This is a genomic window from Devosia sp. Soil_C_22 (assembly GCF_057657195.1).
The window spans coordinates 1,032,100-1,054,067 of the sequence record NZ_JBDGIY010000001.1; the positions used below are offsets into that span (position 1 = coordinate 1,032,100).

General features: G+C 67.0%; 22 protein-coding genes and 1 riboswitch. Of the genes, 10 read left to right on the plus strand and 12 right to left on the minus strand.

Annotation, left to right across the window (positions count from 1 at the left end; translation table 11 throughout):
* Positions 1 to 117 precede the first annotated feature (117 nt).
* Complete coding sequence (locus AC3A6I_RS04780; RefSeq protein WP_487542129.1) at positions 118 to 696, minus strand: YqgE/AlgH family protein; 579 nt, start codon at positions 694 to 696, stop codon at positions 118 to 120.
* Between the two features lie 139 nt (positions 697 to 835).
* On the opposite strand from AC3A6I_RS04780, the gene AC3A6I_RS04785 reads away from it, so the two are divergent.
* From AC3A6I_RS04785 to gcvPB, 7 genes are all read left to right on the plus strand, one after another.
* Positions 836 to 1,651 carry a protein-disulfide reductase DsbD domain-containing protein gene (locus AC3A6I_RS04785; protein ID WP_487542131.1) on the plus strand — a complete coding sequence of 272 codons (816 nt, stop codon included), beginning with the start codon at positions 836 to 838 and terminating at the stop codon, positions 1,649 to 1,651.
* A 54-nt stretch (positions 1,652 to 1,705) separates the two neighbouring features.
* On the plus strand, positions 1,706 to 2,203 hold the full coding sequence (locus AC3A6I_RS04790; protein ID WP_487542133.1) for a redoxin family protein: 498 nt from the start codon (positions 1,706 to 1,708) through the stop codon (positions 2,201 to 2,203).
* Between the two features lie 12 nt (positions 2,204 to 2,215).
* Positions 2,216 to 2,806 carry a hypothetical protein gene (locus AC3A6I_RS04795; RefSeq protein WP_487542135.1) on the plus strand — a complete coding sequence of 197 codons (591 nt, stop codon included), beginning with the start codon at positions 2,216 to 2,218 and terminating at the stop codon, positions 2,804 to 2,806.
* Between the two features lie 193 nt (positions 2,807 to 2,999).
* Positions 3,000 to 3,088, plus strand: a riboswitch (glycine riboswitch).
* A 154-nt stretch (positions 3,089 to 3,242) separates the two neighbouring features.
* On the plus strand, positions 3,243 to 4,412 hold the full coding sequence (gene gcvT, locus AC3A6I_RS04800; protein WP_487542137.1) for a glycine cleavage system aminomethyltransferase GcvT: 1,170 nt from the start codon (positions 3,243 to 3,245) through the stop codon (positions 4,410 to 4,412).
* Positions 4,409 to 4,762: a glycine cleavage system protein GcvH gene (gene gcvH, locus AC3A6I_RS04805; protein WP_487542138.1), complete on the plus strand. Its 354-nt coding sequence runs from the start codon at positions 4,409 to 4,411 to the stop codon at positions 4,760 to 4,762. The genes gcvT and gcvH overlap by 4 nt, the downstream gene beginning before the upstream one ends.
* A gap of 8 nt (positions 4,763 to 4,770) precedes the next feature.
* A complete protein-coding gene (gene gcvPA / locus AC3A6I_RS04810) occupies positions 4,771 to 6,123 on the plus strand; it encodes an aminomethyl-transferring glycine dehydrogenase subunit GcvPA (protein ID WP_487542140.1) in 1,353 nt (450 codons plus the stop codon).
* Positions 6,123 to 7,655, plus strand: coding sequence for an aminomethyl-transferring glycine dehydrogenase subunit GcvPB (gene gcvPB / locus AC3A6I_RS04815; protein WP_487542142.1), 1,533 nt, complete (start codon positions 6,123 to 6,125; stop codon positions 7,653 to 7,655). Before gcvPA ends, gcvPB begins: the two co-directional genes overlap by 1 nt.
* A 624-nt stretch (positions 7,656 to 8,279) precedes the next feature.
* Here gcvPB and AC3A6I_RS04820 read toward each other — a convergent pair.
* The 8 genes from AC3A6I_RS04820 to AC3A6I_RS04855 all read right to left on the minus strand — a co-directional run bounded on the left by AC3A6I_RS04820 (position 8,280) and on the right by AC3A6I_RS04855 (position 16,236).
* Positions 8,280 to 8,783, minus strand: a complete 504-nt coding sequence (locus AC3A6I_RS04820) for a F0F1 ATP synthase subunit B family protein (RefSeq protein WP_487542143.1) — start codon at positions 8,781 to 8,783, stop codon at positions 8,280 to 8,282.
* 5 nt (positions 8,784 to 8,788) lie between these two features.
* Positions 8,789 to 9,454, minus strand: coding sequence for a F0F1 ATP synthase subunit B (locus tag AC3A6I_RS04825; RefSeq protein WP_487542145.1), 666 nt, complete (start codon positions 9,452 to 9,454; stop codon positions 8,789 to 8,791).
* Positions 9,455 to 9,519: 65 nt separating this feature from the next.
* Entirely contained in the window at positions 9,520 to 9,747 is a 228-nt protein-coding gene (locus AC3A6I_RS04830; RefSeq protein ID WP_273956686.1) for a F0F1 ATP synthase subunit C, read from the minus strand.
* A 75-nt stretch (positions 9,748 to 9,822) separates the two neighbouring features.
* Positions 9,823 to 10,578, minus strand: a complete 756-nt coding sequence (locus AC3A6I_RS04835) for a F0F1 ATP synthase subunit A (RefSeq protein ID WP_487542147.1) — start codon at positions 10,576 to 10,578, stop codon at positions 9,823 to 9,825.
* A gap of 25 nt (positions 10,579 to 10,603) precedes the next feature.
* Positions 10,604 to 10,990, minus strand: coding sequence for an AtpZ/AtpI family protein (locus tag AC3A6I_RS04840; protein WP_487542149.1), 387 nt, complete (start codon positions 10,988 to 10,990; stop codon positions 10,604 to 10,606).
* Between the two features lie 212 nt (positions 10,991 to 11,202).
* Positions 11,203 to 14,655, minus strand: a complete 3,453-nt coding sequence (gene smc, locus AC3A6I_RS04845) for a chromosome segregation protein SMC (RefSeq protein ID WP_487542151.1) — start codon at positions 14,653 to 14,655, stop codon at positions 11,203 to 11,205.
* Positions 14,656 to 14,679: 24 nt separating this feature from the next.
* On the minus strand, positions 14,680 to 15,339 hold the full coding sequence (locus AC3A6I_RS04850) for a DsbA family protein (RefSeq protein WP_487542153.1): 660 nt from the start codon (positions 15,337 to 15,339) through the stop codon (positions 14,680 to 14,682).
* A 378-nt stretch (positions 15,340 to 15,717) separates the two neighbouring features.
* Positions 15,718 to 16,236, minus strand: coding sequence for a DUF721 domain-containing protein (locus AC3A6I_RS04855; RefSeq protein ID WP_487542155.1), 519 nt, complete (start codon positions 16,234 to 16,236; stop codon positions 15,718 to 15,720).
* Between the two features lie 62 nt (positions 16,237 to 16,298).
* Here AC3A6I_RS04855 and AC3A6I_RS04860 point away from each other — a divergent pair, with 62 nt between their 5' ends.
* Positions 16,299 to 17,363, plus strand: coding sequence for an A/G-specific adenine glycosylase (locus AC3A6I_RS04860; RefSeq protein WP_487542156.1), 1,065 nt, complete (start codon positions 16,299 to 16,301; stop codon positions 17,361 to 17,363).
* A gap of 185 nt (positions 17,364 to 17,548) precedes the next feature.
* Positions 17,549 to 17,917 (plus strand): YkvA family protein, encoded by a 369-nt coding sequence (locus tag AC3A6I_RS04865; RefSeq protein WP_487542158.1) that lies wholly within the window; start codon positions 17,549 to 17,551, stop codon positions 17,915 to 17,917.
* Between the two features lie 67 nt (positions 17,918 to 17,984).
* Here AC3A6I_RS04865 and AC3A6I_RS04870 read toward each other — a convergent pair whose 3' ends face one another.
* The 3 genes from AC3A6I_RS04870 to AC3A6I_RS04880 form a co-directional block, all read right to left on the minus strand.
* On the minus strand, positions 17,985 to 19,115 hold the full coding sequence (locus AC3A6I_RS04870) for a DNA methyltransferase (protein ID WP_487542160.1): 1,131 nt from the start codon (positions 19,113 to 19,115) through the stop codon (positions 17,985 to 17,987).
* A 135-nt stretch (positions 19,116 to 19,250) separates the two neighbouring features.
* Positions 19,251 to 19,922 carry a ribonuclease HII gene (gene rnhB, locus AC3A6I_RS04875; RefSeq protein WP_487544982.1) on the minus strand — a complete coding sequence of 224 codons (672 nt, stop codon included), beginning with the start codon at positions 19,920 to 19,922 and terminating at the stop codon, positions 19,251 to 19,253.
* Positions 19,923 to 20,194: 272 nt separating this feature from the next.
* Positions 20,195 to 21,340 (minus strand): PA0069 family radical SAM protein, encoded by a 1,146-nt coding sequence (locus AC3A6I_RS04880; protein ID WP_487542162.1) that lies wholly within the window; start codon positions 21,338 to 21,340, stop codon positions 20,195 to 20,197.
* Between the two features lie 143 nt (positions 21,341 to 21,483).
* On the opposite strand from AC3A6I_RS04880, the gene AC3A6I_RS04885 reads away from it, so the two are divergent.
* Positions 21,484 to 21,903, plus strand: a complete 420-nt coding sequence (locus tag AC3A6I_RS04885; protein WP_487542164.1) for a VOC family protein — start codon at positions 21,484 to 21,486, stop codon at positions 21,901 to 21,903.
* Positions 21,904 to 21,968: the final 65 nt, after the last annotated feature.

The following is a 21,968-nucleotide window of genomic DNA, read 5'->3' on the forward strand; positions in this document are numbered from 1 at the left end:
CTCACCGGGTCATTCCCGCGAAAGCGGGAATCTCAGTTTTGTGGCACGCTCCGAAAACAGAGATCCCCGCTTTCGCGGGGATGACACCGTGGGTTGGGCTGCTGCGGTGCTGACTGCTCAGCCGTGTCCCGCCGAAGCACTCAAACTCGCCCGGGTAATCCCGAGGCTGGCGAGTGCCGCGTCGTAGCGATGCTCGATTGGCAGGCCGAACAGCAGCTCACGTGAGAACGGCACCGTGAGCCAGCCATTGGCCTGGATCTCGGTTTCCAGCTGCCCCGGCGCCCAGCCGCAATAGCCCAGCGCGAACAATGCTTCGGTGGGCGAGTTCTTGAAGGCCATCGCCTTGAGGATATCCAGCGTCGCGGTGAGGCAGATATCGTCGTTGACCTCGTAGGAATTGCCGACGCGAAAATAGTCCGACGAGTGCAGCACGAAGCCACGGCTCTTCTGCACCGGGCCGCCGCGCAGCACCTGGCGATTCTTCACGTCGTCGGTGAGCTGGATCAGCTCGTCCTTGTCGCCCAGCTGCAGTTCTTCGAGGATATCGGCAAAGCGCATGTCCTCGACGCTCTGGTTCACAACCAGGCCCATGGCGCCTTCGTCACCGTGCCCGACGAGGTAGACAACGGTTTCGCGAAAATTATCGTCGCCCATATCGGGCATGGCCACCAGGAACTGGCCCTTGAGGGAGTCCATCGCATCTCTCCCGGCACGCAATAGTGCCATGGTAGCCGCCAGTTTATCCCCCGCGCGGCAAGCTGGAAAGCCGAGCTTCACGATGTCCTTATCCAGCTTTCAATTTCGCCACTGCTCCGATATCGCAAAGCCCATGCGAATGCTGGTGCTACCGCTTATTGCCGCCCTTGCAGGCCCGTCCCTGGCTGGGGAAACCCCGTGGCAGGATGTCGGCCCCGGGGCGCGGGCGCGGCTGATCTCGTCCAACGTGCTGAAGCCGGATGGCACGACGCTGATCGGCCTCGAGCTCGACATGCCGGTCACCACCAACACCTATTGGCGCGTGCCGGGCGAGACCGGCATTCCGACGACCTTCGACTTCGCCGGCTCGACCGGGGTCGCCGGCAACGAGGTGCTCTGGCCCTATCCGGCCATCGAGGCCAACAGCGGCTATGTCGATTTCGTCTATCGCGGCCCCACCGTGCTGCCGGTGCAGCTGAAGCTCGACGGCAACGCGGCCGACCTCAAGGTCGCGGTGCTGATGGGCGTCTGCTCCGATATCTGCGTGCCGGTCAGCATTTCCTTTGTCCTGCCGCTCGATCTCGCCTCGCCCGACCGGGCGCAGGATCTGCGGCTGGCACAGGCCGTGGCGCTGACGCCGCTGCCCTGGCAGGAAGCCCATGATCCGATCGCCTGGGTCGGATATGACAGCGCCGCCAATGCTTTGTCGGTGAAGCTAGACGGCGGCAAGGTCGATCCGCTATCGCTGATCGCCGATGCGGGGGAGGGCGGCCAACTCTTCGGCGCGCCGCAAAAAAGCCCGGATGGAAACCTAGTCCTCCTGCCATTGCTCGGGGGAGAAGGTAGCCGCGACGTGGAGGGCAAGCCCGTCCGGCTGACATTCATGACCGATATGGGCCCGTTCTCCGTCGAACGGCGGATCACGTCCGCCGGGTCGACGCCTGAGGACGACTGAAATAAGGTCCGCTGCCCGGTGCAGCGGGCACCGCAGAATTTGGGGAGCACACCGATGACGATTGCGCGCGGCGACACCATGCCGTCTGTTCCGACGAAGCTCGTCGGACCCACCGAGTCGGTCGATATGACCTCTGATGCCGTACTGGGCCAGGGCCGGGTGGTGTTCTTCGCCGTTCCGGGTGCTTTCACGCCGACCTGCGATACCTCGCACCTGCCGGGCTTCGTCGCCAATGTCGCGAAATTCCAGGCGCTAGGCGTCGACCGCATCGTCTGCGGCGCGGTGAACGACCACCATGTGGTGCGCGCCTGGGCCGAGCGCTCCGAGGCCCTCGGCAAGGTCGACTTCATCGCCGATGGCGATGGCGCGCTCGCCGATGCGCTCGGCCTGTCCAGGCAGATCCCCGGCATGGGCAAACGTTTCGCCCGCTTCGCCATGGTCCTCGAGGACGGCATCGTTAAGGATCTGTTCGTGCAGGATGTGGCAGGGGTGACCGTCAGCGGCGCGCCCGCGGTGCTCATGGCGCTGCAGGCATCTCAGGTTAGTGCGTAAGGAGCCGGACGCATGCGGTTTGCTGAATTGGTGACGGTGTCGGGCGCGCGCATCGTTTCTGTCGCGGTGCTGTCGCTGGCGCTGGGCGCCTGCTCGATGGGCAACATGTTCGCTCCGGCCGCCTCGCCGAATGCTTCGACGCTGCAGACTGCCAACCCTACGGCCGCCGAGCTGCAGGCCGGCTCGATTGCCGCGATGCCGGCCATCGCCACCGAATGTCCGCCGATCAAGGTGCGCGAGGGCGGCGAGAACTGGTTCAGCTACGGCAACGGCAGGCGGGGCGACGCGCGTTCGCTGAACTATCAGGCCGTGATCGAGAAGCAGTCGCGCAACTGCGTGGTCTCGAACGGACTGATCACGGTCAAGATGGGCATGGTCGGCCGCCTGCTGCTCGGTCCGGCCGGCAATCAGAGCAACGTCAACGTGCCGGTGCGCTTCTCGGTGGAGCGCGACGGCGTGCCGATGTTCTCCGAGCGCTACGATATCCCGGTCACCATAACCCCGCCGAACCAGTCGGAGGAGTTCGTGAAGGTGGTCGAGAATGTTGCCGTACCGTATACGGGCGGCGAGAACATCGTGTTCTGGGTCGGCTTCGACAAGTAGGGCTCGCCTCGGACCTCGCCTCCACCCACCGGGTCACCCCAGCGAAGGCCGGGCCCCATCCTGAGGTCTTCCGGCCATCGGAGTTGGTTGCGGCATCGAGGGATGGATCCCCGGCCTGCGCCGGGATGACGTCGAGTATGTGGGAGCTTTTGCGCCCCGCGATTGACTCGCACCACCATCCCATCCTAACTCACCAATGACTGCGGGAGAGACCGGTTCACTCCGGCGCCGAAGGAGCAACCGCCCCGGAAACTCTCAGGCAACAGGGACCGCAGTTGGACTACACTCTGGAAAGCAGGCGATCTCGCCTCACCGAAGGAGCAACCGGCCCATAGGCGGCCGGGAAATCTCTCAGGTTAGCGGACAGAGGGGGCGCGGAACGCAATGGGGCGGTGGCTTCGTTGTGTTGTCGTGCAGTCAACCCCGGGTGTCCCCAATGGCCGATCAGGCAACCGAAGATCTCAAGACCGTCGTCCTCAACGACAAGCATGTCGCGCTGGGCGGGCGGATGGTGCCGTTCTCCGGCTACTCGCTGCCCGTGCAGTATCCCGCCGGCATCATCGCCGAGCATAAATGGACGCGCGAGCATGCCGGCCTGTTCGACGTGTCGCACATGGGCCCGAGCTTTCTCGTGCTGGACGAAAAATCCGGCGACGGGGAGGCCGACCATGTCGCGGTCGCCGCGATCGTCGAGCCGCTGGTCTGCGGCGACATTGCCGGGCTGAAGCCGGGCCAGATCCGCTACACGCTGCTGCTCAACGACGAGGGCGGCACCTATGACGACCTGATGATCGCCCGGCCGGCCGCGGAAGGCTGGGGCGGGGCGCTCTACATCGTCGTCAATGCCGGCACCAAGGAAGAAGATTTCCAGCGCATCGCTGCCGCCGCGCAGGGTAAGGGCACGCTGAACCGCTCCGACCACGCGGCGCTGCTCGCCCTGCAAGGCCCCGAAGCCGCCGCGGTAATCGACGCCATCGTGCCGGCCGCGGCCGAACTCGGCTTCATGCACTACGCCTCGTTCGACTGGCGCGACACCAAGCTCGTGATCTCGCGCTCCGGCTATACCGGTGAGGACGGCTTTGAGATCCTCGTCGATCCCGAGCATGCCGCAGCCCTGTGGGACACGCTGCTCGCCGACGCGCGGGTGAAGCCGATCGGGCTCGGCGCCCGCGACAGCCTGCGGCTCGAGGCCGGGCTGCCGCTCTATGGCCACGACCTCGATGAGACCGTGTCGCCGGTCGAGGCCGGGCTCAACTTCGCCATCTCCAAGCGCCGCCGCGAGGCCGCCGACTTCCCCGGCGCCGAGCGCATCCTGGCCGAGATCGGCGGCGCGCTCGAGCGCGTGCGGGTCGGCCTGTTCGTCGATGGCGCGCCGGCGCGCGAAGGCGCGCCGATCCTCGACCAGTACGGTGCCGAGATCGGCAAGGTCACCTCGGGCGGCTTCTCGCCCTCGCTCAACCGCGCCATCGCCATCGGCTTCGTGTCGCCCGACCACGCCGCCCCCGGCACCCGCCTGCAGGTGATGGTCCGCGGCAAGGCCCAGCCTGCCGAAGCCGTCGCCACTCCCTTCGTTCCCCACCGCTACGTCCGGAAACCCAGCAAATGACCAAGTTCACCAAGGACCACGAGTACATCACCGCCGATGGCACCGTGGGGATTACGCCCTATGCCCAGGAGCAGCTGGGCGACATCGTGTTCGTCGAACTGCCCAAGGTCGGCCAGAAGCTGAAGGCCGGCGACGAGGCCGCGGTGGTCGAGTCGGTGAAGGCCGCCTCCGAAATCTACTCACCCGTTTCCGGCACGGTGACCGCCGTCAACGACGCGCTCTCCGGCGATCCGGGGCTGATCAACTCCTCGCCCGAGGGCGACGGCTGGATCTTCAAGCTCGCGCTCGACGATGCCGGCGAGCTCGACGGCCTCATGGATGCCGACGCCTACGCCAAGCTGACTGCCTGAGGATTTCGATGCGCTATCTCCCCCATTCCGAGCACGAGCGGGCCGACATGCTCGCCGTCATCGGCGCCAAGACGGCCGAGGACCTGTTCGCCCGCGTGCCCGGCCATGCCCTGCTGCGCGAGCCGGTGAACCTGCCGAAACACTCGCCCGAGTTCCTCGTCGAAGCGCACATGAAGGCGCTCTCGAGCCAGAACCATGCGGCCGGCGACGGCCCGTTCTTCATCGGCGCCGGCGCTTATCGGCACCATGTGCCGGCGACGGTCGACCACCTGATCCAGCGCTCGGAATGGCTGACCGCGTATACGCCCTACCAGCCGGAGGTCTCGCAGGGGACGCTCCAGATGCTGTTCGAGTTCCAGACGCAGGTGGCGCACCTGACCGGTATGGAGGTCGCCAATGCCTCCATGTATGACGGCTCGACCGCCACCGCCGAGGCGGTGCTGATGGCGCGGCGCCTGACCCGGCGCAACCGCATCGTGCTCTCCGGTGGCCTCCACCCGCACTATCGCGACGTGGTTCGCACCTATCTCGGCGACGGGCCGGATCTCGTGTGTCTGCCGGCCTCGCCGGAGGGGCAGGGCGATATCCTCAACCAGATCGACGCCGACACGGCCGCCATCGTGGTGCAGACGCCCGACTTCTACGGCCACCTGCGCAACCTCAAGGCTGCCGCCGAAGCGGCCCATGCCGCCGGCGCCCTGCTGATCGTGGTGGTCACCGAGGTTGTGTCGCTCGGGCTCATCGAGGCGCCGGGTGCGCTGGGGGCCGATATCGTCGTCTGCGAGGGACAGTCGATCGGCAATGCGCTGAACTTTGGCGGGCCCTATGTCGGCCTGATGGCGACGCGCAAGGAGTTCATCCGGCAGATGCCGGGGCGGCTTTGCGGCGAGACCGTCGATGCCGATGGCAATCGCGGTTTCGTGCTGACGCTGTCGACCCGCGAGCAGCATATCCGCCGCGAGAAGGCGACGTCAAACATCTGTACCAATTCGGGGCTCTGTGCGCTCGCCTTCTCCATACACATGTCGCTGCTGGGTGAGGCCGGGTTGAAGAAGCTGGCGCGGCTGAATCACCACAATGCGGTGCGGCTGGCGCGGATGCTGGGCACCGTCCCCGGCGTCGAGGTGCTCAACAAGAGCTTCTTCAACGAGATGACCATCCGGCTGCCCGTCCCAGCCGCCCCGGTGGTCGAGATGCTGGCGCAGGCCGGCGTGCTCGCGGGCGTCCCGGTCAGCCGCCTCGAGCCGACCAATCCGGCGGTCGAGAACCTGATCGTGCTGGCCGCGACCGAGCTCACCACCGACGGCGATATCGAGATGCTCGCCGACTGCCTCGACGCAGCCCTGAACGGAGAAGCCTGATGGCCATGAACACGCAAGGCCGTCCCACCGGCGTCGGCACCTCGGACTTCGCTTCCGTCTCCGGCTCGTCGCTTCTGCCCAATGAGCCGCTGCTGTTCGAGATCGGCGATACCGAGCACTCCGGCGTCGACCTGCCGGATGTCGAGATCGATGGCGGCTTCCTCGGCGGCTTCGAGCGCAAGAGCGAGATCGACCTCGCCGGGCTTACCGAGCCCGAGGCGCTGCGTCACTATGTGCGGCTGTCGCGCCTCAACTACTCGATCGACAGCGGCATGTATCCGCTCGGCTCGTGCACCATGAAGCACAACCCGCGGCTCAACGAGAAGATGGCGCGGCTGCCCGGCTTCGCCGATATCCACCCGCTGCAACCGGTCTCCACCGTCAAGGGCGCGCTGGCCCTGATGGACGAGCTCGCGCACTGGCTGATGACGCTGACCAACACCGCGGCCGTCTGCCTCACACCCAAGGCCGGCGCGCATGGCGAAATGGCCGGCATGATGGCCATCAAGGCGGCGCAGGAAGCGGCCGGGCAGGGCCACCGCAAGGTCGTGCTGGTGCCCGAAAGCGCCCACGGCACCAACCCGGCGACCGCCGCCTTCCTCGGCTACAGCGTCAAGGCCGTGCCGGCGCGTGACGACGGCACGGTCGACGTCGAGGCGGTGAAGGCGGCTTTGTCGCCGGACGTTGCCGCGATCATGCTGACCAACCCCAACACCTGCGGGCTGTTCGAGCCCGAAGTCATCGAGATCGCGGCTGCGGTGCACGAGGCGGGCGCGTTCTTTTACTGCGACGGCGCCAATTTCAACGCCATCATGGGCGTGGTGCGGCCGGGCGACCTCGGCATCGACGCCATGCACATCAACCTGCACAAGACCTTCTCCACCCCGCATGGCGGCGGTGGCCCGGGCGCCGGCCCGGTGGTGTTGTCGGAGGCGCTTGCGCCGTTCGCGCCCGTACCGTTCGTGCGTGCCGGCGAGCTCGTCGAGCACGCCGAAGGCCAGCACCTGGGCCGCATCACGGCGTTCAACGGCCAGATGGGCATGTATGTCCGCGCGCTCACCTACATGCTGAGCCATGGCGGCGATGGCCTGGCGCAGGCGGCCAAGGATGCGGTGCTGAACGCAAACTACATCAAGGCCCGGCTCGAGCATGCCTTCTCGGTACCGTTCCCCGGCCAGCCCTGCATGCACGAGGCGCTGTTCGACGACAGCTTCCTCGAGGGCACGGGGGTCTCGACCCTCGATTTCGCCAAGGCGCTGATCGACGAAGGCTTCCACCCCATGACCATGTACTTCCCGCTGGTCGTCCATGGCGCCATGCTGGTCGAGCCGACGGAATCGGAGAGCAAGCAGACGCTGGATCGCTTCTGCGACGTGATGCTGGAACTGGCCACGGCGGCGAAGACCGATGCGGGCCGGTTCACGAGCTCGCCGACGCGGGCGCCGCGGCGGCGGCTGGACGAGACGCGGGCGGCCCGCTCGCCGGTGCTCAAGTGGGAGCGGCCGGAAGAGCTGCCGCAGGCGGCGGAGTAGGGGCGGGGGCTTGCTGAGGCAGACGACCCCCTCCCGGCCTCACCCATGAAGGGGGAGGTGAAGAGACGAGGCTTTGGCTTCGATCGTACCTCACGCACCGGCAGGCTCCCCTCCCCCTTGCGGGGAGGGGTTGGGGGTGGGGGTCCATCCGTGATCACCGCACCACCCCCACCCTCAATCCCTCCCCGCAAGGGGGAGGGAGGCGGGGTGGTATGGTCCGTGGTCCACTGCCGGACACGCCGATTCATCCGACAGCCGTTGGGCTTCGGAGTTTGTCAAAAGAACCCATCCCCTTTCGGGGATGAAGCGACGTGCCGGCGAGACGTTTGCCCCTCGCGGGTAGTCCGCAGTGTAAGTGAGGCTCGCACCGGCAGAGCCTGTAGCCCACCCCCTCCGAGCTGCGCTAGTTCGCTGACGCTCACAAGCTTCGCTTGCCTCCCCCATCAAGGGGAAGGTGGGGCCGGTAGATTGGCTAGAACGCGCCACATGCCCGATGCGGCACCTCCCCCTTGATGGGGGAGGTTGGCAGGGGGTGGGGCGGCAGGCGAGGGTGTGCGTTCCACCACATCCCGCAAAAGAAAAGGCCCGCTCGCGCGGGCCCAATCTTCAATATCGCAGCGAGGCTTAGTTCAGCCGGGCGCCCACATCCTGGATGGCCTGGTCGACCAGCGCACCGCCCTTGGTCGCGACCTGCTTTTCGAGCAGCACGCGGGCGGCTTCGACGGCGAGGTCGGCCGAGCGGGCGCGGACTTCGGCGACTGCCTGGGCTTCCGCCTGGGCGATCTTGTCGGTCACCGACTTCTCGCGGCGGGCGACCATGGCGTCGAGAGATTCCTTGGCCTCGGCGGTGAGGCGGAAGGCCTCCTCGCGGGCTGCGGTGACGATCTCCTCGGCTTCCTTCTCGGCTTCCTCGCGGCGGCGCGCGTAGTCCTCGAGCATGGCCTTGGCTTCGGCACGCAGCGCCTCGGCTTCGGCAAGGTCGCTTTCGATCTTCTTGATGCGCTCATCGAGCATCTTGGCGATCTGCTTGTGCACGCCGAGATAGACGACGATGCCAAGGAAGATGAAGAGCGCGATGAGGGCCCAGAGCGTGGCGCCGGTGGTGGCGTCGAAACCGAAACTCCACATGCGCCTTACTCCTTGGAGACCGCGGCGACCGCGGCCTTGGCTTCCGCCGCGGTGACGTTGCCGGCGATCTTGGCGACCACGGCCTGCGCCGTCTCGGCCGCGATGGCCCCGACATTGGCGAGCGCCGCGGTCTTGTCGGCGTTGATCCGGGCCTCGGCCTCGGCGACGCGCTTGGCCAGTGAGGCTTCGACGTCGGCACGGCGGCCGTCGATATCGGCCTTGATGCCGGCGCGGGTCTCTTCGGCGATCGCCTGGGCGTTCTTGCGCGCCTCGGCGAGAGCCGCCTCGTAGGCCGCAGCCGCCTTCTCGGTTTCCTGGCGCAGGCGCTCGGCCTCGCGCAGGTCGCCGTCGATACGGGTCCGCCGCGTCTCGAGGATCGAGCCGATCTGCGGCAGGGCCACGCGGCTCATGATGATGTAGAGGGCACCGAACGTGATCGCCAGCCAGAGCAGCTGGCCGCCGAACACCGCCGGATCGAAGGGCGGGAAGGCCGAGGAGTGCGCCTCGGTGCCTGCATGCGCCTCGGTTGCGCCGTGGGCAGCGTCAGCTGCGCCATGCTCGGCCGCGCCTTCGGTTGCGTGCTCTTCGACGACCACGCCTTCCTGCAGCGCGTCAGCCTGCGCGACTTCAGTGATTTCTTGGGCTGTGCCCGCCATCTCATAACCCTTCATGGCCCGAAGACTCCGGATCAGGACCCGGAGCCTCCAATGCTAGTCGTTGGCCGTCGGCTCGTGGATCAGACCACGAAGAGCAGCAGCAGGGCGACCAGGAACGAGAAAATGCCCAGAGCTTCGGTCACGGCGAAGCCGAAGATCAGGTTCGAGAACTGGCCGGGAGCGGCCGCCGGGTTGCGCAGGGCGCCCGACAGGAAGTTCGAGAAAATGTTGGCCACGCCGATGGCGGCACCAGCCATACCGAAACAGGCCAGACCTGCACCGATGAACTTTGCGGCTTCAGCTTCCATTCTTCAGTCTCCTTGGCAGCACTTTTGCTGCGGGTTGGGGGCCGGATGGTCACCGCGACCACCGGCGATGGGAAATCAATGTCCGGGGTGGATCGCGTCGTTGAGATACATCGAGGTCAGGAGCGCGAACACATAGGCCTGCAGCACCGCCACGAGGAACTCGAGAGCCGTGATGCCGACCGTCAGCGCCAGCGGCAGCAGCGCGCCGAGCCAGCCCAGGAACCCGAGCCCGCCCATGGTCACCACGAAGCCGGCGAACACCTTGAGGGTGATGTGACCGGCGAGGATGTTGGCGAACAGACGAACGCTGAGCGAGATGGGCCGCGACAAGAACGAGATGACTTCGATGATCGCCACCAGCGGCAGGATGTAACCCGGCACGCCCGACGGCACGAACAGCTTGAGGAATTTCGGCCCGTTGCGCACGAAGCCGTAGACCACGACGACGACGAAAACGAGCAACGCCAGCGCGAAGGTGACGATGATGTGGCTGGTGACCGTGAAGAACAGCGGCACCATGCCGAACAGGTTCGCCACGAGCACGAACATGAACAGCGAGAACACGAACGGGAAGAACTTCATCCCTTCCTTGCCCGCTGAGTCTGTCACCATTCCCGCCACGAACTCGTAGAGCATTTCGCTGAGCAGCTGGAACCGGTTCGGCACCAGCGCGCGGCGGCGGGTGGAGAGGATGAGGTAGCCGGCGATCAGACCCGTCGTCAGGATCATGAACAGGGCGGCATTGGTGACACCAAGACCGCTGGTGCCGAAAGGAACGATATCCGTGATCGCAAACTGATGGATCGGGTCGACTACATTCGGATCGGCCAACTATGACACCCTGAGGCTGGAGCCTTCATTCATTCTTGTCGTCCGGAGCGCCTGGGGCGTCCGTCGGCGGCAAGACCGCCTGGTTCATTCGGGCCGCGGCGCGCACTACGTTGAGCACACCGGCGACAAATCCAAGCAGCATCATGGCCAGGAAAAGCCACGGGCTGGTATGCAGCCACATATCGAGCAGGTAACCGAGACCCGCGCCGACCAGGACTGCAGCGACGAATTCCGAACCGAGCCGCAGACCACGGCTCAACTGGGACATGTCGCGCGAGGCGGAGGCAAATTCCTTGTCACCCGCCAGGTGCTCCTCTCTCCTGGCCTGCTGGATGCGGGCCTGAAGGTCGGAAGTCAGGGGCCCGGCTGTGCTGCCGGACACGGGACGTTCGGTCTTGCGCGGAGTTTTCATGCCGCTCCCCCGACGTCGCCGAGCCTCATTGGTTTTGAGCCCCTCGAAGTCGCGCGCAACATAGTGGTGGCCAAAATGGGTGTCAAGGCTGGGTGGGATATACTAAGGGATTGAATCTGTTGTGCTTTCTGGTGTTGATCACAGGTGTGACATTCAGTCATCGCAACTCCCGCCGCCTCGATTGCGGCAGATTGTAGTCGCGGGCGCTCACATCAGCTTGCCTGGCGCACGGCTTCGGCGCCCTTGAGGTCGACCGAGACCAGCTGGCTGACGCCGCGTTCGGCCATGGTGACGCCGAACAGCCGATCGACGCGGGCCATGGTGATCGGGTTGTGGGTGATGACGAGGAAGCGCGTCTCGGTGCGCTGGGTCATCATGTCGAGGAGGTTGCAGAAGCGCTCGACATTGGCGTCGTCGAGCGGCGCATCGACCTCGTCGAGCACGCAGATCGGCGCCGGGTTGGTGAGGAACACCGCAAAGATCAGCGACATGGCCGTGAGCGCCTGCTCGCCGCCCGACAGCAGCGTCATGGTCGAGGGCTTCTTGCCCGGCGGGCGGGCGATGATCTCGAGGCCGGCTTCGAGCGGATCGTCGCTTTCGACGAATTGCAGCTCGGCCGTGCCGCCGCCGAACAGCGAGGTGAACAGCTCCTGGAAGTGGGCGTTGACCTTCTCGAACGCTTCGTTGAGCCGCTGCCGGCCCTCGCGGTTGAGGCTCTGGATGCCGGCGCGCAGCTTGGCGATGGCGGCGATCAGGTCGTCGCGGTCGGTGACCATGACGTCGAGCTTTTCGCGGACCTCCTCCGATTCCTTCTCGGCCCCGAGATTGACCCCGCCCAGGCGCTCGCGCTCGGCCTTCAGCCGCTCGACCTGCGATTCGACCTGGGTTTCCTGCGGCAGCGGGTGCTCGGGCTTGATGCCGGCGAGGTTGGCGGTCTGCGCCGCCTCGATGCCGAGCGTCTCGTGCACCTGCCGCTCGATCTGGTGACGCTGCGCGACGAGGCCCTTGATGCGCTCCTCGACCCGCGCCAGTTCGGCCCGGAAGCCGGACAGCGCGTCGTGGGCGAGGCGCTGCGCCTTGTCGGCGTCGCGATAGCGCGCGTCACCTTCGGCCAGAGCATCGGTGGCGCTTTTGTGCGCGACGCGCGCCTCGCCGATCTGCGTATCGAGCACTCGGCGGCGCTCGGCAAAATCCTCGGGCGAGGCGGAGAGGGAGGCGATCTGGGCATTCACCTCGGCGACGCGAGTTTCGAGCGTCGCCAACTGCGTCGCGGCACCCTCGCGGCGGCGGCTCCAGGCGGCGCCGTCGGCGACGATCTGGCCGAGGCGCGAGGCGCGCATGCGGGCGGCCGACTCGAAGCCGCCGAGTTTGACCCGCGCATCGTCGGCGCGCTGGCGGGCTTCGGAGAGGATGGACTGGCGCGAAGCGGCGAGGAAGGCGGCCTGGGTCTCGTCGGCGCTTTCAGCGAGCAGGCGCTCTGCGTCCTCGAGCGCGGTGACGGCCTCGGCGCGGCCCGCCTCGAGGCGGAGGCGGGTCTCTTCGAGCGCGGTCTGGCGGGCGCTGAGGTCGGCGATGGCGCGCTGTGCCTTCTCTGCTTCGGCCTGGGCGGCTGCAATGTCGCGCTGGGCGTTGCGCCAGGCGTCGCGCTTCAGCCGCTCTTCGGAGCGGGCGCGGTTCAGCGCTTCGGTGAGCGCGGTGGCATCGGCGCGGCGGGAATTGCGCTGGGCGCGGACGTCGGCGAGTTCGGCTTCGAGCTCGGCGAGCCGGTTCTTCTGCGCCAGCCGCTCGGCCGCAGCGGTCGGGGCGTCGGCAGCGGCGACAAAACCATCCCAGCGCCACAGGCCGCCCTGCCTGGTGACGAGCCGCTGGCCGGGCTTCAGCTGCGCCATCAGCCGCGCGCCGTCGGCGGGTTCCACAAGGCCGATCTGGTCGAGCCGGCGTTTCAGGAGGCCCGAGCCCGAGACGAATTGTGACAGCGGCGTCGCGCCGGAGGGGAGGGCGGGGTCGTCGGTGCTGGCAGCACCGGCCCAATGCAGCGGGGCGTTCGCGTCGGTGCTGGCGTCGAGATCGTCACCCAGCGCGGCGCCGAGCGCAGTTTCGTAGCCGGGCGCGACCTTAAGCTGATCGACCACGGCCGGCCACTTGCTGGCGCCGGTGTTGATGATGCGGCTCAGCGTCTGCGCTTCGGCTTCGAGCCGGTTCAACGCCGCCTCGATCTGCTGCAGCTCGGGCCGGACCGCATCGGCGGCCGCCTGCGCTGCGACGGCGGCGGTCTCGGCGGCGATCGCCTCGGTTTCGGCGGTCTTGGCTTCGGTCTGGGCTGCCTCGAGCGCCGCGCGCTTGGCGGTCAGCGTCGCGTCGGCGTCGAGGCGCTGCGCGATGGCGGTAGCTTCGCGCACGACATCGGCGATCTGGCTCTCGATCCGGGCGACGCGTCCGCGCGCTTCGGCCACGCTGCGCTCGGCGGCGGAGCGGCGGGCGCGGAGCTGCGCCAGTGCTTCGGCAGCGGCGCGGGCTTCGCCTTCGGCCTTGGCGACTTCCGCCTGCGCAGCTTCCGCGGTGGCGCGGGAAGCTTCGAGTGCAGCGGCTTCGTTGGCCGCCTCGGCCTCGAGCGCTGTCCGTTCGTCGGCCAAGAGTTTCAGCGCGTCATCGCTTTCGCCGACCAGTGCTTTCTCGCGCTCGCCGTCCTGCCCGATCTGGCGCAGACGCTCGTTGAGCTCCCCGAGCCGGGCTTCGGCGCGGCGGGCTTCGGCGTCGAGCTGCTCGGCGTGGATGACGAGGCGCTGCAACGCGGCACCGGCGGCGGCCTCCTTCTCGCGTAGCGGGGCCAGCGCCTTGTCGGCGAGGAACACGACTTTCTGCGCTTCGAGCTCGACATGCTGGGCGTCGGCCAGGTCGCGCACCAGCTTGGCCTGCGATGCCTCTGCGTCCTTCTCGTTGAAGCGCGCCGCGATCCAGCGGATGTGGAACAGCGTCGCCTCGGCCTTGCGGATGTCGCCCGACAAAGCGCGGTAGCGCACCGCGAGGCGCGCCTGCCGCTTCAGCGTTTCGAGCTGCTGCTCGACTTGCGCGATGATGTCATCGACGCGCTCAAGATTCTGCTCGGCGGCGCGCAGCCGCAGCTCCGCCTCATGCCGGCGTGAATGGAGGCCCGAAATACCGGCGGCCTCTTCGAGCAGGGCACGGCGCTGCACGGGCTTGGCGGCAATCAATTCGCCGATCTGGCCCTGGCGGACAAGGGCAGGGGAGTGCGCGCCGGTCGAGGCATCGGCGAACAGCAGCTGCACGTCGCGGGCGCGGACCTCGCGGCCATTGACGCGATAGACCGACCCCTGTTCGCGCTCGATGCGGCGGGTGACTTCCAGCACGTCGGCCGTATTGAGCGGCGCCGGGGCGGTGCGGTCGGAATTGTCGAGAACGAGGGTGACTTCGGCGGTGTTGCGACCGGGCCGGCTGCCCGAACCGGAAAAGATCACGTCATCCATGCCCGAGGCACGCATCGCCTTGTACGAGCTTTCGCCCATCACCCAGCGCAGCGCTTCGACGAGGTTGGATTTGCCGCAGCCATTGGGGCCGACGACGCCGGACAAGCCGGGCTCGAGATAGAGCTCGGTAGGATCGCAGAAGGATTTGAAGCCGGTGAGCTTGAGGCGCGTGAACTTCATCACGCGCCTCGGCAGGCGAGTGACTTATGCAAGCAGCGGATCGATTTCGGCTTTGAAAGCCTCAAACGTGGTCTCTCCAGAAAGCTTCTTGCCATTCACGTAGAAGGTCGGCGTGCCGGTCAGGCCAAAATCGTCCAGCGCCTGCTTCTGCAAGGCTTCCAGCCCAGAGAACAGGGCCTGATTCGTCAAGGCAGCGTCATAGCTTTCCTTGGTGAAACCGAGCTGCTGGGCAATGGTGAACATCGCATCGTTCGGCGTGTTCGAGGTGGCCCAGGTCTCCTGGGTATTGAAGTACGTGTCGATCACGTCGTGGTAGCGCTCGGGGCCGGCGGCCTCGGCGAGCATGAACACCACCGCGTCGAGCACGTTGCGCATGAACGGGCGGCCGATGAACTGGATCTTGTTGGTGTCGATATATTCGGTCTTGAGCTGCGGATAGACCGTGTCGTGGAACGCCTTGCAATGCGGGCAGGTGGGCGACAGGTATTCGATCACGGTCACCTTGGCGTCGGCCGGACCCTGCGGGTGGTCGGCAACGCCGCCGGCCGGCGCCATCAGCTTGGCGACGTCGAACTGCTGGGCGAGGGCGCCGGTGGCGCCGAACAGGAAGCTCAGGCTCGTGCCCGTGGCGGCGAGCGCGACAGCGGCGCCGGAGCCGATCAGAAGGTTGCGACGGTTGGCCACGAGTGTTCTCCGTTTCTTGGGGCTTTGCCCTATATCGCGCCGAGCTTAGCGGCGACAAGCACAACCGCAGATGAACAAACGGTGAGGTCGGAGTGGGGCACTCTTCATCCTCCCCTGCGTAGCGGGGGAGGGGGACCAGCGGAGCTGGTGGAGGGGGCGGCCAATACGCCGGTGCTTCCCGTCGCCCCCTCCACCGCCTGCGGCGGTCCCCCTCCCCCGTGAACGGGGGAGGATAAGGACGGGTCGGCAGGCGCCCTACGCGCCAGCTGTCATCCCTGCGAAAGCAGGGATCCATCGCACCGCCAGCGCGAGCTGCGAGTTGGACCCTGCTTTCGCAGGGGTGACAGCCGGTAATAGGGGTGGTGGGCGGGAGGATTACTATTTCCGCCGCGCCATCGCCTGCCCCAGCTCGCGCAATGCCTCGCGCACGCCGGGGTCGGCGACCTTCTCCACCGTCCGCCCGATACGTGCTCGCGTCACCTCGGTCAGGGCCGGAACGGTCTCGGGCACTGGCGCCTCGATCTCGAAGGGCGCGGCGCTGAGCCGGACCTGGCCGATCAGTACGTAGCCGAAATAGCGGTTGATCGCGGCGGCGACCTTCTGGCCCTCGTGCTGCAACGCCAGCGCATGGCCCTGGTGGCAGCAGAGGTGCAGCACCGCCCCCTCGGCACCCTTTTCGCCGCGCGGCCAGTTGAGCTTGTCCGGGCGCGCCATCCGGTCATAGGGCGCGGGCGCCATCGCCGACCAGTGGGCGATGAGGTCGCGCGTGGCAAAGCCGCGCTTCTTCAGCGCCGGATCGAGCACGCCGCCCAGCGCTTCGCCCACGCCAACGGCGCGGTTGAGCCGCTTCGGGGGGCCGTCGTCCTTCTTGCCCTTGCGCTTGGCGTCGTCGGCCACTGGTAACAACTTCCCGTGTTCGCTTGCGCACCGGAGGCCGGCGCGTCATCTGTCGCCCGATCATGTCAAAAGCGTCGCCCTTGCAAAACCCCGTTCCGCTCGATGCCGAAGCTGTGCTTGCCTGGTACGACCGGCATGCCCGCACGCTGCCCTGGCGCACAGGGCCGGCGGACCGCGCCCGCGGCGTCGCGCCGGACCCCTATCGGGTGTGGCTCAGCGAAATCATGCTGCAGCAGACGACCGTTGCAGCGGTCGGTCGCTACTACGCCCGCTTCCTCATGCTGTGGCCGACCGTCGCCGACCTCGCCGCCGCGCCGCTCGAGGCCGTGCTGGTCGAGTGGGCCGGGCTCGGCTACTACGCCCGCGCCCGCAACCTCCACGCCTGCGCCGTGGCGGTGGTCGAGAGTTTTGGCGGGCGCTTTCCCACAGGCTCGGCCGAACTGCTGAGCCTGCCGGGCGTTGGCCCCTACACCGCCGCCGCCATCGCCGCGATCACCGCCGACGAGCGGGTCGCCGTGGTGGACGGCAATGTCGATCGCGTCATTGCCCGCTACATCGCGCTCGATGTGCCGGTGCGCGACGCCAAGGACGAGGTGCGCGCCACCGTGCAGGCGGCGGTGCCGGAGCGGGCCGGGGACTTCGCTCAGGCCATGATGGACCTCGGCGCCACCATCTGCGCGCCGAAAAAGGCCTCGTGCCTGATCTGCCCGCTCGAGCCCGGATGCCTCGGCGCCAAGGGCAATCCGCTGCTCTATCCGGTGAAGGCGGCCAAGGCCGACCGGCCCACGCGCTACGGCCATGCCTTCGTGATGCGCGACGGCGACGGCGATGTGTACCTGCGGACGCGCGGGGCAACCGGCCTCCTGGCGCAGATGACCGAGACGCCGGGCTCGGACTGGACCGACGCGCCGCGGCCGGTGGCCCATCCGATCGCGGCCGAGTGGCGGCATAGCGGGCAGGTGGTGCACGTCTTCACCCATTTCCGGCTCGAGCTCGAGGTCTGGTCCGCGCGGGTCGCGGCGACCGAGACGCTCGACGAGGGCTGGTGGGCCGATCCGCGCGAACTCGACAACGAGGCGCTGCCCAGCGTGTTCCGCAAGGTGCTGGTTACGGCCGGGGTCGAATAGAGCGCAAAGAAAAACGCCGCGTCTGGAGAGCGCGGCGTTTGAAGGTTGGAGGTATTGGCGTTCTTGAGGGCGTCGAACCTATGCAGCGATAATGTCGGGACGCGCGCTTGGTTCCGCAACCCGCCGCCGGATATTATCTTGAGGTCGGGCTGGCGCCCCCATCCGCAGCACCGCTAGATGGCCGCATGCTCGACAAGATCAAATCCTGGGCACGGGCGCTGAAGCGCGATGTCGTGGCGCTGTGGATCGCGGCGCGCGACCCGCGGGTGCCGTGGTACGCCAAGGCCGCTGCCGGCGTGGTGGCGGCTTACGCGCTGTCGCCGATCGACCTGATCCCCGATTTCGTGCCGATCCTCGGCTATCTCGACGACCTGCTGATCGTGCCGCTCGGCATCCTGCTGGTGGTTAAGCTGATCCCGCCCGAACTGATGGCCGAGTTCCGGCAACAGGCTGCGGCGCGCAGCAAGCCGACGAGCTATGTCGGGCTTGCGATCATCGGCGCCATCTGGCTCGCGGTGACCGCCGCGCTCGTCTGGTGGATCTGGCTGCGCTAGCGGCAAAAGCAGCGCCGCCGGCACCTTCTGGCGCCGGCGGCGGAAGCAGCCTGTGATGGAGGTCAGGTCAGGCCGAAAGGCGTTCCATTTCCGCGCGCACCTGGCTGCGGAAATCGTCGATGGGGGCGAGGCGGCCGCCATTATTGGCATGCCAGAAGGTCCAGCCATTGCAGGCCTCGGCGCCCTGCACCAGCGCGCCGACCCGGTGGATCGAGCCCATGTGGCTGCCCGAGACCAGCGAGCCGTCGGCTCGTACGGTCGCACTCCAGCGGCGGCGGTCGTCGTAGAGCTCGGTGCCCGGCGTGATCAGCCCCATCTCGACCAGCGAGCCGAACGCGACGCGCGGCGCCTGGCGCTTCGACACGGCGGTCTCGATGACGTTGTTGCCGAACGGCTTGATGCCCGCGATCCGCTTCAGCGCGCCCGCCACATAGGTGTCCTCGCGCTCGATGCCGATGAAGTGCCGGCCGAGTTTCTTGGCTACCGCGCCGGTGGTGCCGGTGCCGAAGAAGGGGTCGAGCACCACGTCGCCCGGCCTGGTCGTCGCGGTCAGCACGCGATAGAGCAGGGCCTCGGGCTTCTGCGTGGGGTGCAGCTTGTCGTCGTTGTCGTTCTTCAGCCGCTCCGCCCCGGTGCAGATCGGGAACAGCCAGTCCGAGCGCATCTGCACGTCGTCGTTGGAAAGCTTGAGCTGCTCGTAGTTGAAGGTCGGGCGGCTGTCGCGGCTCTTGGAGGCCCAGATCAGCGTCTCGTGCGCATTGGTGAAGCGCGTGCCGCGGAAGTTCGGCATCGGGTTGGCCTTGCGCCACACGATGTCGTTGAGCATCCAGAAATCGAGATCCTGGAGGGCGACGCCGAGCCGGAAGATGTTGTGATACGAGCCGATGACCCAGATGGCGCCATCGGGCTTGAGGATGCGCCGAGCCGCCTTCAGCCAGGCGCGCGTGAACACATCGTAGTGGGTAAAGCTGTCGAACTTGTCCCAGTCGTCATCGACGCCATCGACCCTGGATTGGTCGGGGCGCGTGAGGCCCTGCTCCAGCTGGAGATTGTAGGGCGGGTCCGCAAAGATCAGGTCAACCGAGCCGGCCGGCAAGGCATTCATGTGGGCAACGCAGTCGCCCACGAGGATGGTGTCGATGGGGAGCGAGCTCCCCTCCGCATTGGCGGATTCCGCCATACGCGCGGTACGCAACATTACTCGAACCCTGACGCAATACTAACGGGTTCGGTTGTAAGGCGTTAGGGTTAAAGGGGATTTAAGCGGGAGGATGAACGAGAGATTAAGCCCGCACACGGCTGCGCGTCGCGGCAGCGAAGGCCCGCGTGCTGCTTATTCGGCTGCGATGGATTTCTGCCTGGCCGCTTCGATGCACGGCGCGAAGTCCATGCGGTGGTGCCGGCCGGGCCCGTGCGTGGTCAGCGCGGCGAGGTGCTGCGGCGCCGCATAGCCCTTGTGGCTGGCAAAGCCGAACTGCGGCTCCTCGCAATCCATGATCTGGCACATGCGGTCGCGCGTCACCTTGGCGACGATCGAAGCCGCTGCGATCGACACCGAGCGCCCATCGCCGCCGACAATGGCCTGGCCGGCGCAGGGCAGGTCCTTGGGCACGATATTGCCGTCGACCAGCACATGATCCGCCTTCACGGTGAGGCCGAGGACCGCCTGCCGCATGCCCCAGAGCGAAGCCTGCAGGATGTTCATGCGCATGATGACCGACGGCGGCATCACGGCGATGGAGACCACCGCCTTGCGCATGATCTCCTCGTAGAGCTCCTCGCGCTCGTCGGCGGTCAGCTGCTTGGAATCGTTGAGCCCCTGCGGCACCCGGCGCGGATTGAGCACCACGGCCGAAACCACCACCGGTCCGGCCAGCGGTCCCCGCCCGGCCTCGTCGACCCCACACACGATCGTCGCCCCGCGCCGGATGGCGGCACGCTCGAACTTCATGTCCGGCACGGTGCGGATCTCGGGGACGGGCTTGAGCAGCGAATCGGCAGGCATGTCGTCAAGCATCGCCAGTTGCGACGCGGACGCAAGCAGGGTGGTGGTCACATCATCTGCCGGTTGCTTCATGGGCCAGCATCAGCGCCAGGAATTCGGCGATCGTGAGGAAGAGTCGGTGCGTGTGGCCGCCCCCTCCACCAGCTTCGCTGGTCCCCCTCCCCGTGCACGGGGGAGGATTGTTGTGGCACGATCTCGCCGCGATCCTCCCCTGCGAAGCGGGGGAGGGGGACCGCCGTAGGCGGTGGAGGGGGCGGCCACAGGCACGGATCTCAGAACAAGCTCATCTGCCCGTCGTCCACCCGTGGCGGCACGAACAGATCCGTGCGCAGCGGCGGGATGGGTTTGTTCAGCCCGTAGCGCTCCTTGGCCATGTCGACGCGCTGGCGGATCAGCGTCGCGTACGGGCCCTCGCCGGTGAAGCGGGTGTGAAAGTTCGGGTCGTTGTCCTTGCCGCCGCGGGCGTCGCGGATGAGGCTCATGACGTGGCTGACCCGGTCGGGGAAATGCCTCAGCAGCCACTCGCGGAAGATGTCGCGCACTTCGAGCGGCAGCCGCACGAGGATGGCGCTGGCGTCGAGCGCGCCCTGGGCCGCCGCGGCATCGAGGATGCGCTCGAGCTCCATGTCGTTGATCGCCGGGATCATCGGGGCGGCCATGACCATGGTCGGCACGCCGGCTTCCGACAGCAGCCGCACGGCTTCGAGGCGCTTTTCCGGCGTCGAGGCCCGCGGCTCCATCTTGCGGCTGAGCTTGTGGTCCATGCTGGTGATCGACAGCGCCACGCGCACGAGGTTGAGCTCGGCCATGGGCTTCAGGATATCGAGGTCGCGCACCACCAGAGCCGACTTGGTGGTGATGGTCACCGGGTGCCTGGTCTCCAGCAGCAGCTCGAGGATGCCGCGCGTCAGCTTGTGCTTGCGCTCGGCCGGCTGGTACGGGTCGGTGTTCGTGCCCATGGCGATCGGCTTGGGCTTGTAGCGCTTGTCGGCCAGCTCGCGCCGCAGCTGCTCCACCGCATTGGTCTTGACGTAGATGTCGCGCTCGAACTCCAGCCCCGGCGAGTGGCCGAGATAGGCGTGCGTGGGGCGCGCAAAGCAGTACGAGCAGCCATGCTCGCAGCCGCGATAGGCGTTGATCGAGCGATCAAAGCCGATATCCGGGCTCTCGTTGCGGGTGATGATGGTGCGGGCGCGCTCGATATGCTCGATGGTCTCGAACGGCTTCAGGTCCTCGACCATGCCCCAGCCATCGTCGAACTCGACGCGCGCTTCCTTGTCGTAGCGGCTGCCCTTGTTGGTCTGCGCGCCACGGCCGCGATTGAGCGCCGGATCGACATAGCGCCGCGCGATCAGGTCGGCGTCGCGCGTGCCGTTGAGGCGCTCCAGTTGCTCGAAATTCGGTGCGGTGAGCCGCATGGCTGTTCTCCAACACCCCAACGCGACTCGCGTGGGGTAACGTTCCATTAGGAATAGCATCCCAATGAGAACAGAACAAGAACGAACGTGCGGGGATAAGTTTCCTAGTTTTTGCGTTAGGGTGCGGACGAAGGAGTCTTCCCATGCAGCAGCGCGTATCGGTCATCACGCTGGGGACCACCGATCTCCAGCGTTCCAGGCGGTTCTACGTCGAGGGCTTCGGCTGGACGCCGGTGTTCGAGAACGAGGAGATCGTCTTCTACCAGCTCAACGGGCTGGTGCTCGGCACCTACCTGTTGGCCTCGCTCGAGGTGGATATGGGGCGGAGCGGGTTGCGCGGACCGGCGCCGTTCGCGCTGGCGCATAATGTGGTCGAGCAGCATGAGGTGGAGCCGCTGATCGCGGCGCTCGCGGGCGCGGGCGGCAAGATCATTCGGCCGGCCGATGCGCCGCTGCATGGCGGGCTGCGCGGCTACGTCGCTGATCCGGACGACCATGCGTGGGAGATTGCTTGGAACCCGGGATTCGCGATGGATGCTGAGGGGAATGTGACGTTCGGCTGAACCCAGCGCGCGCCATACGCGCGGTGTCATCCCGGCGCAGGCCGGGATCCATCCTGAGATGGCCG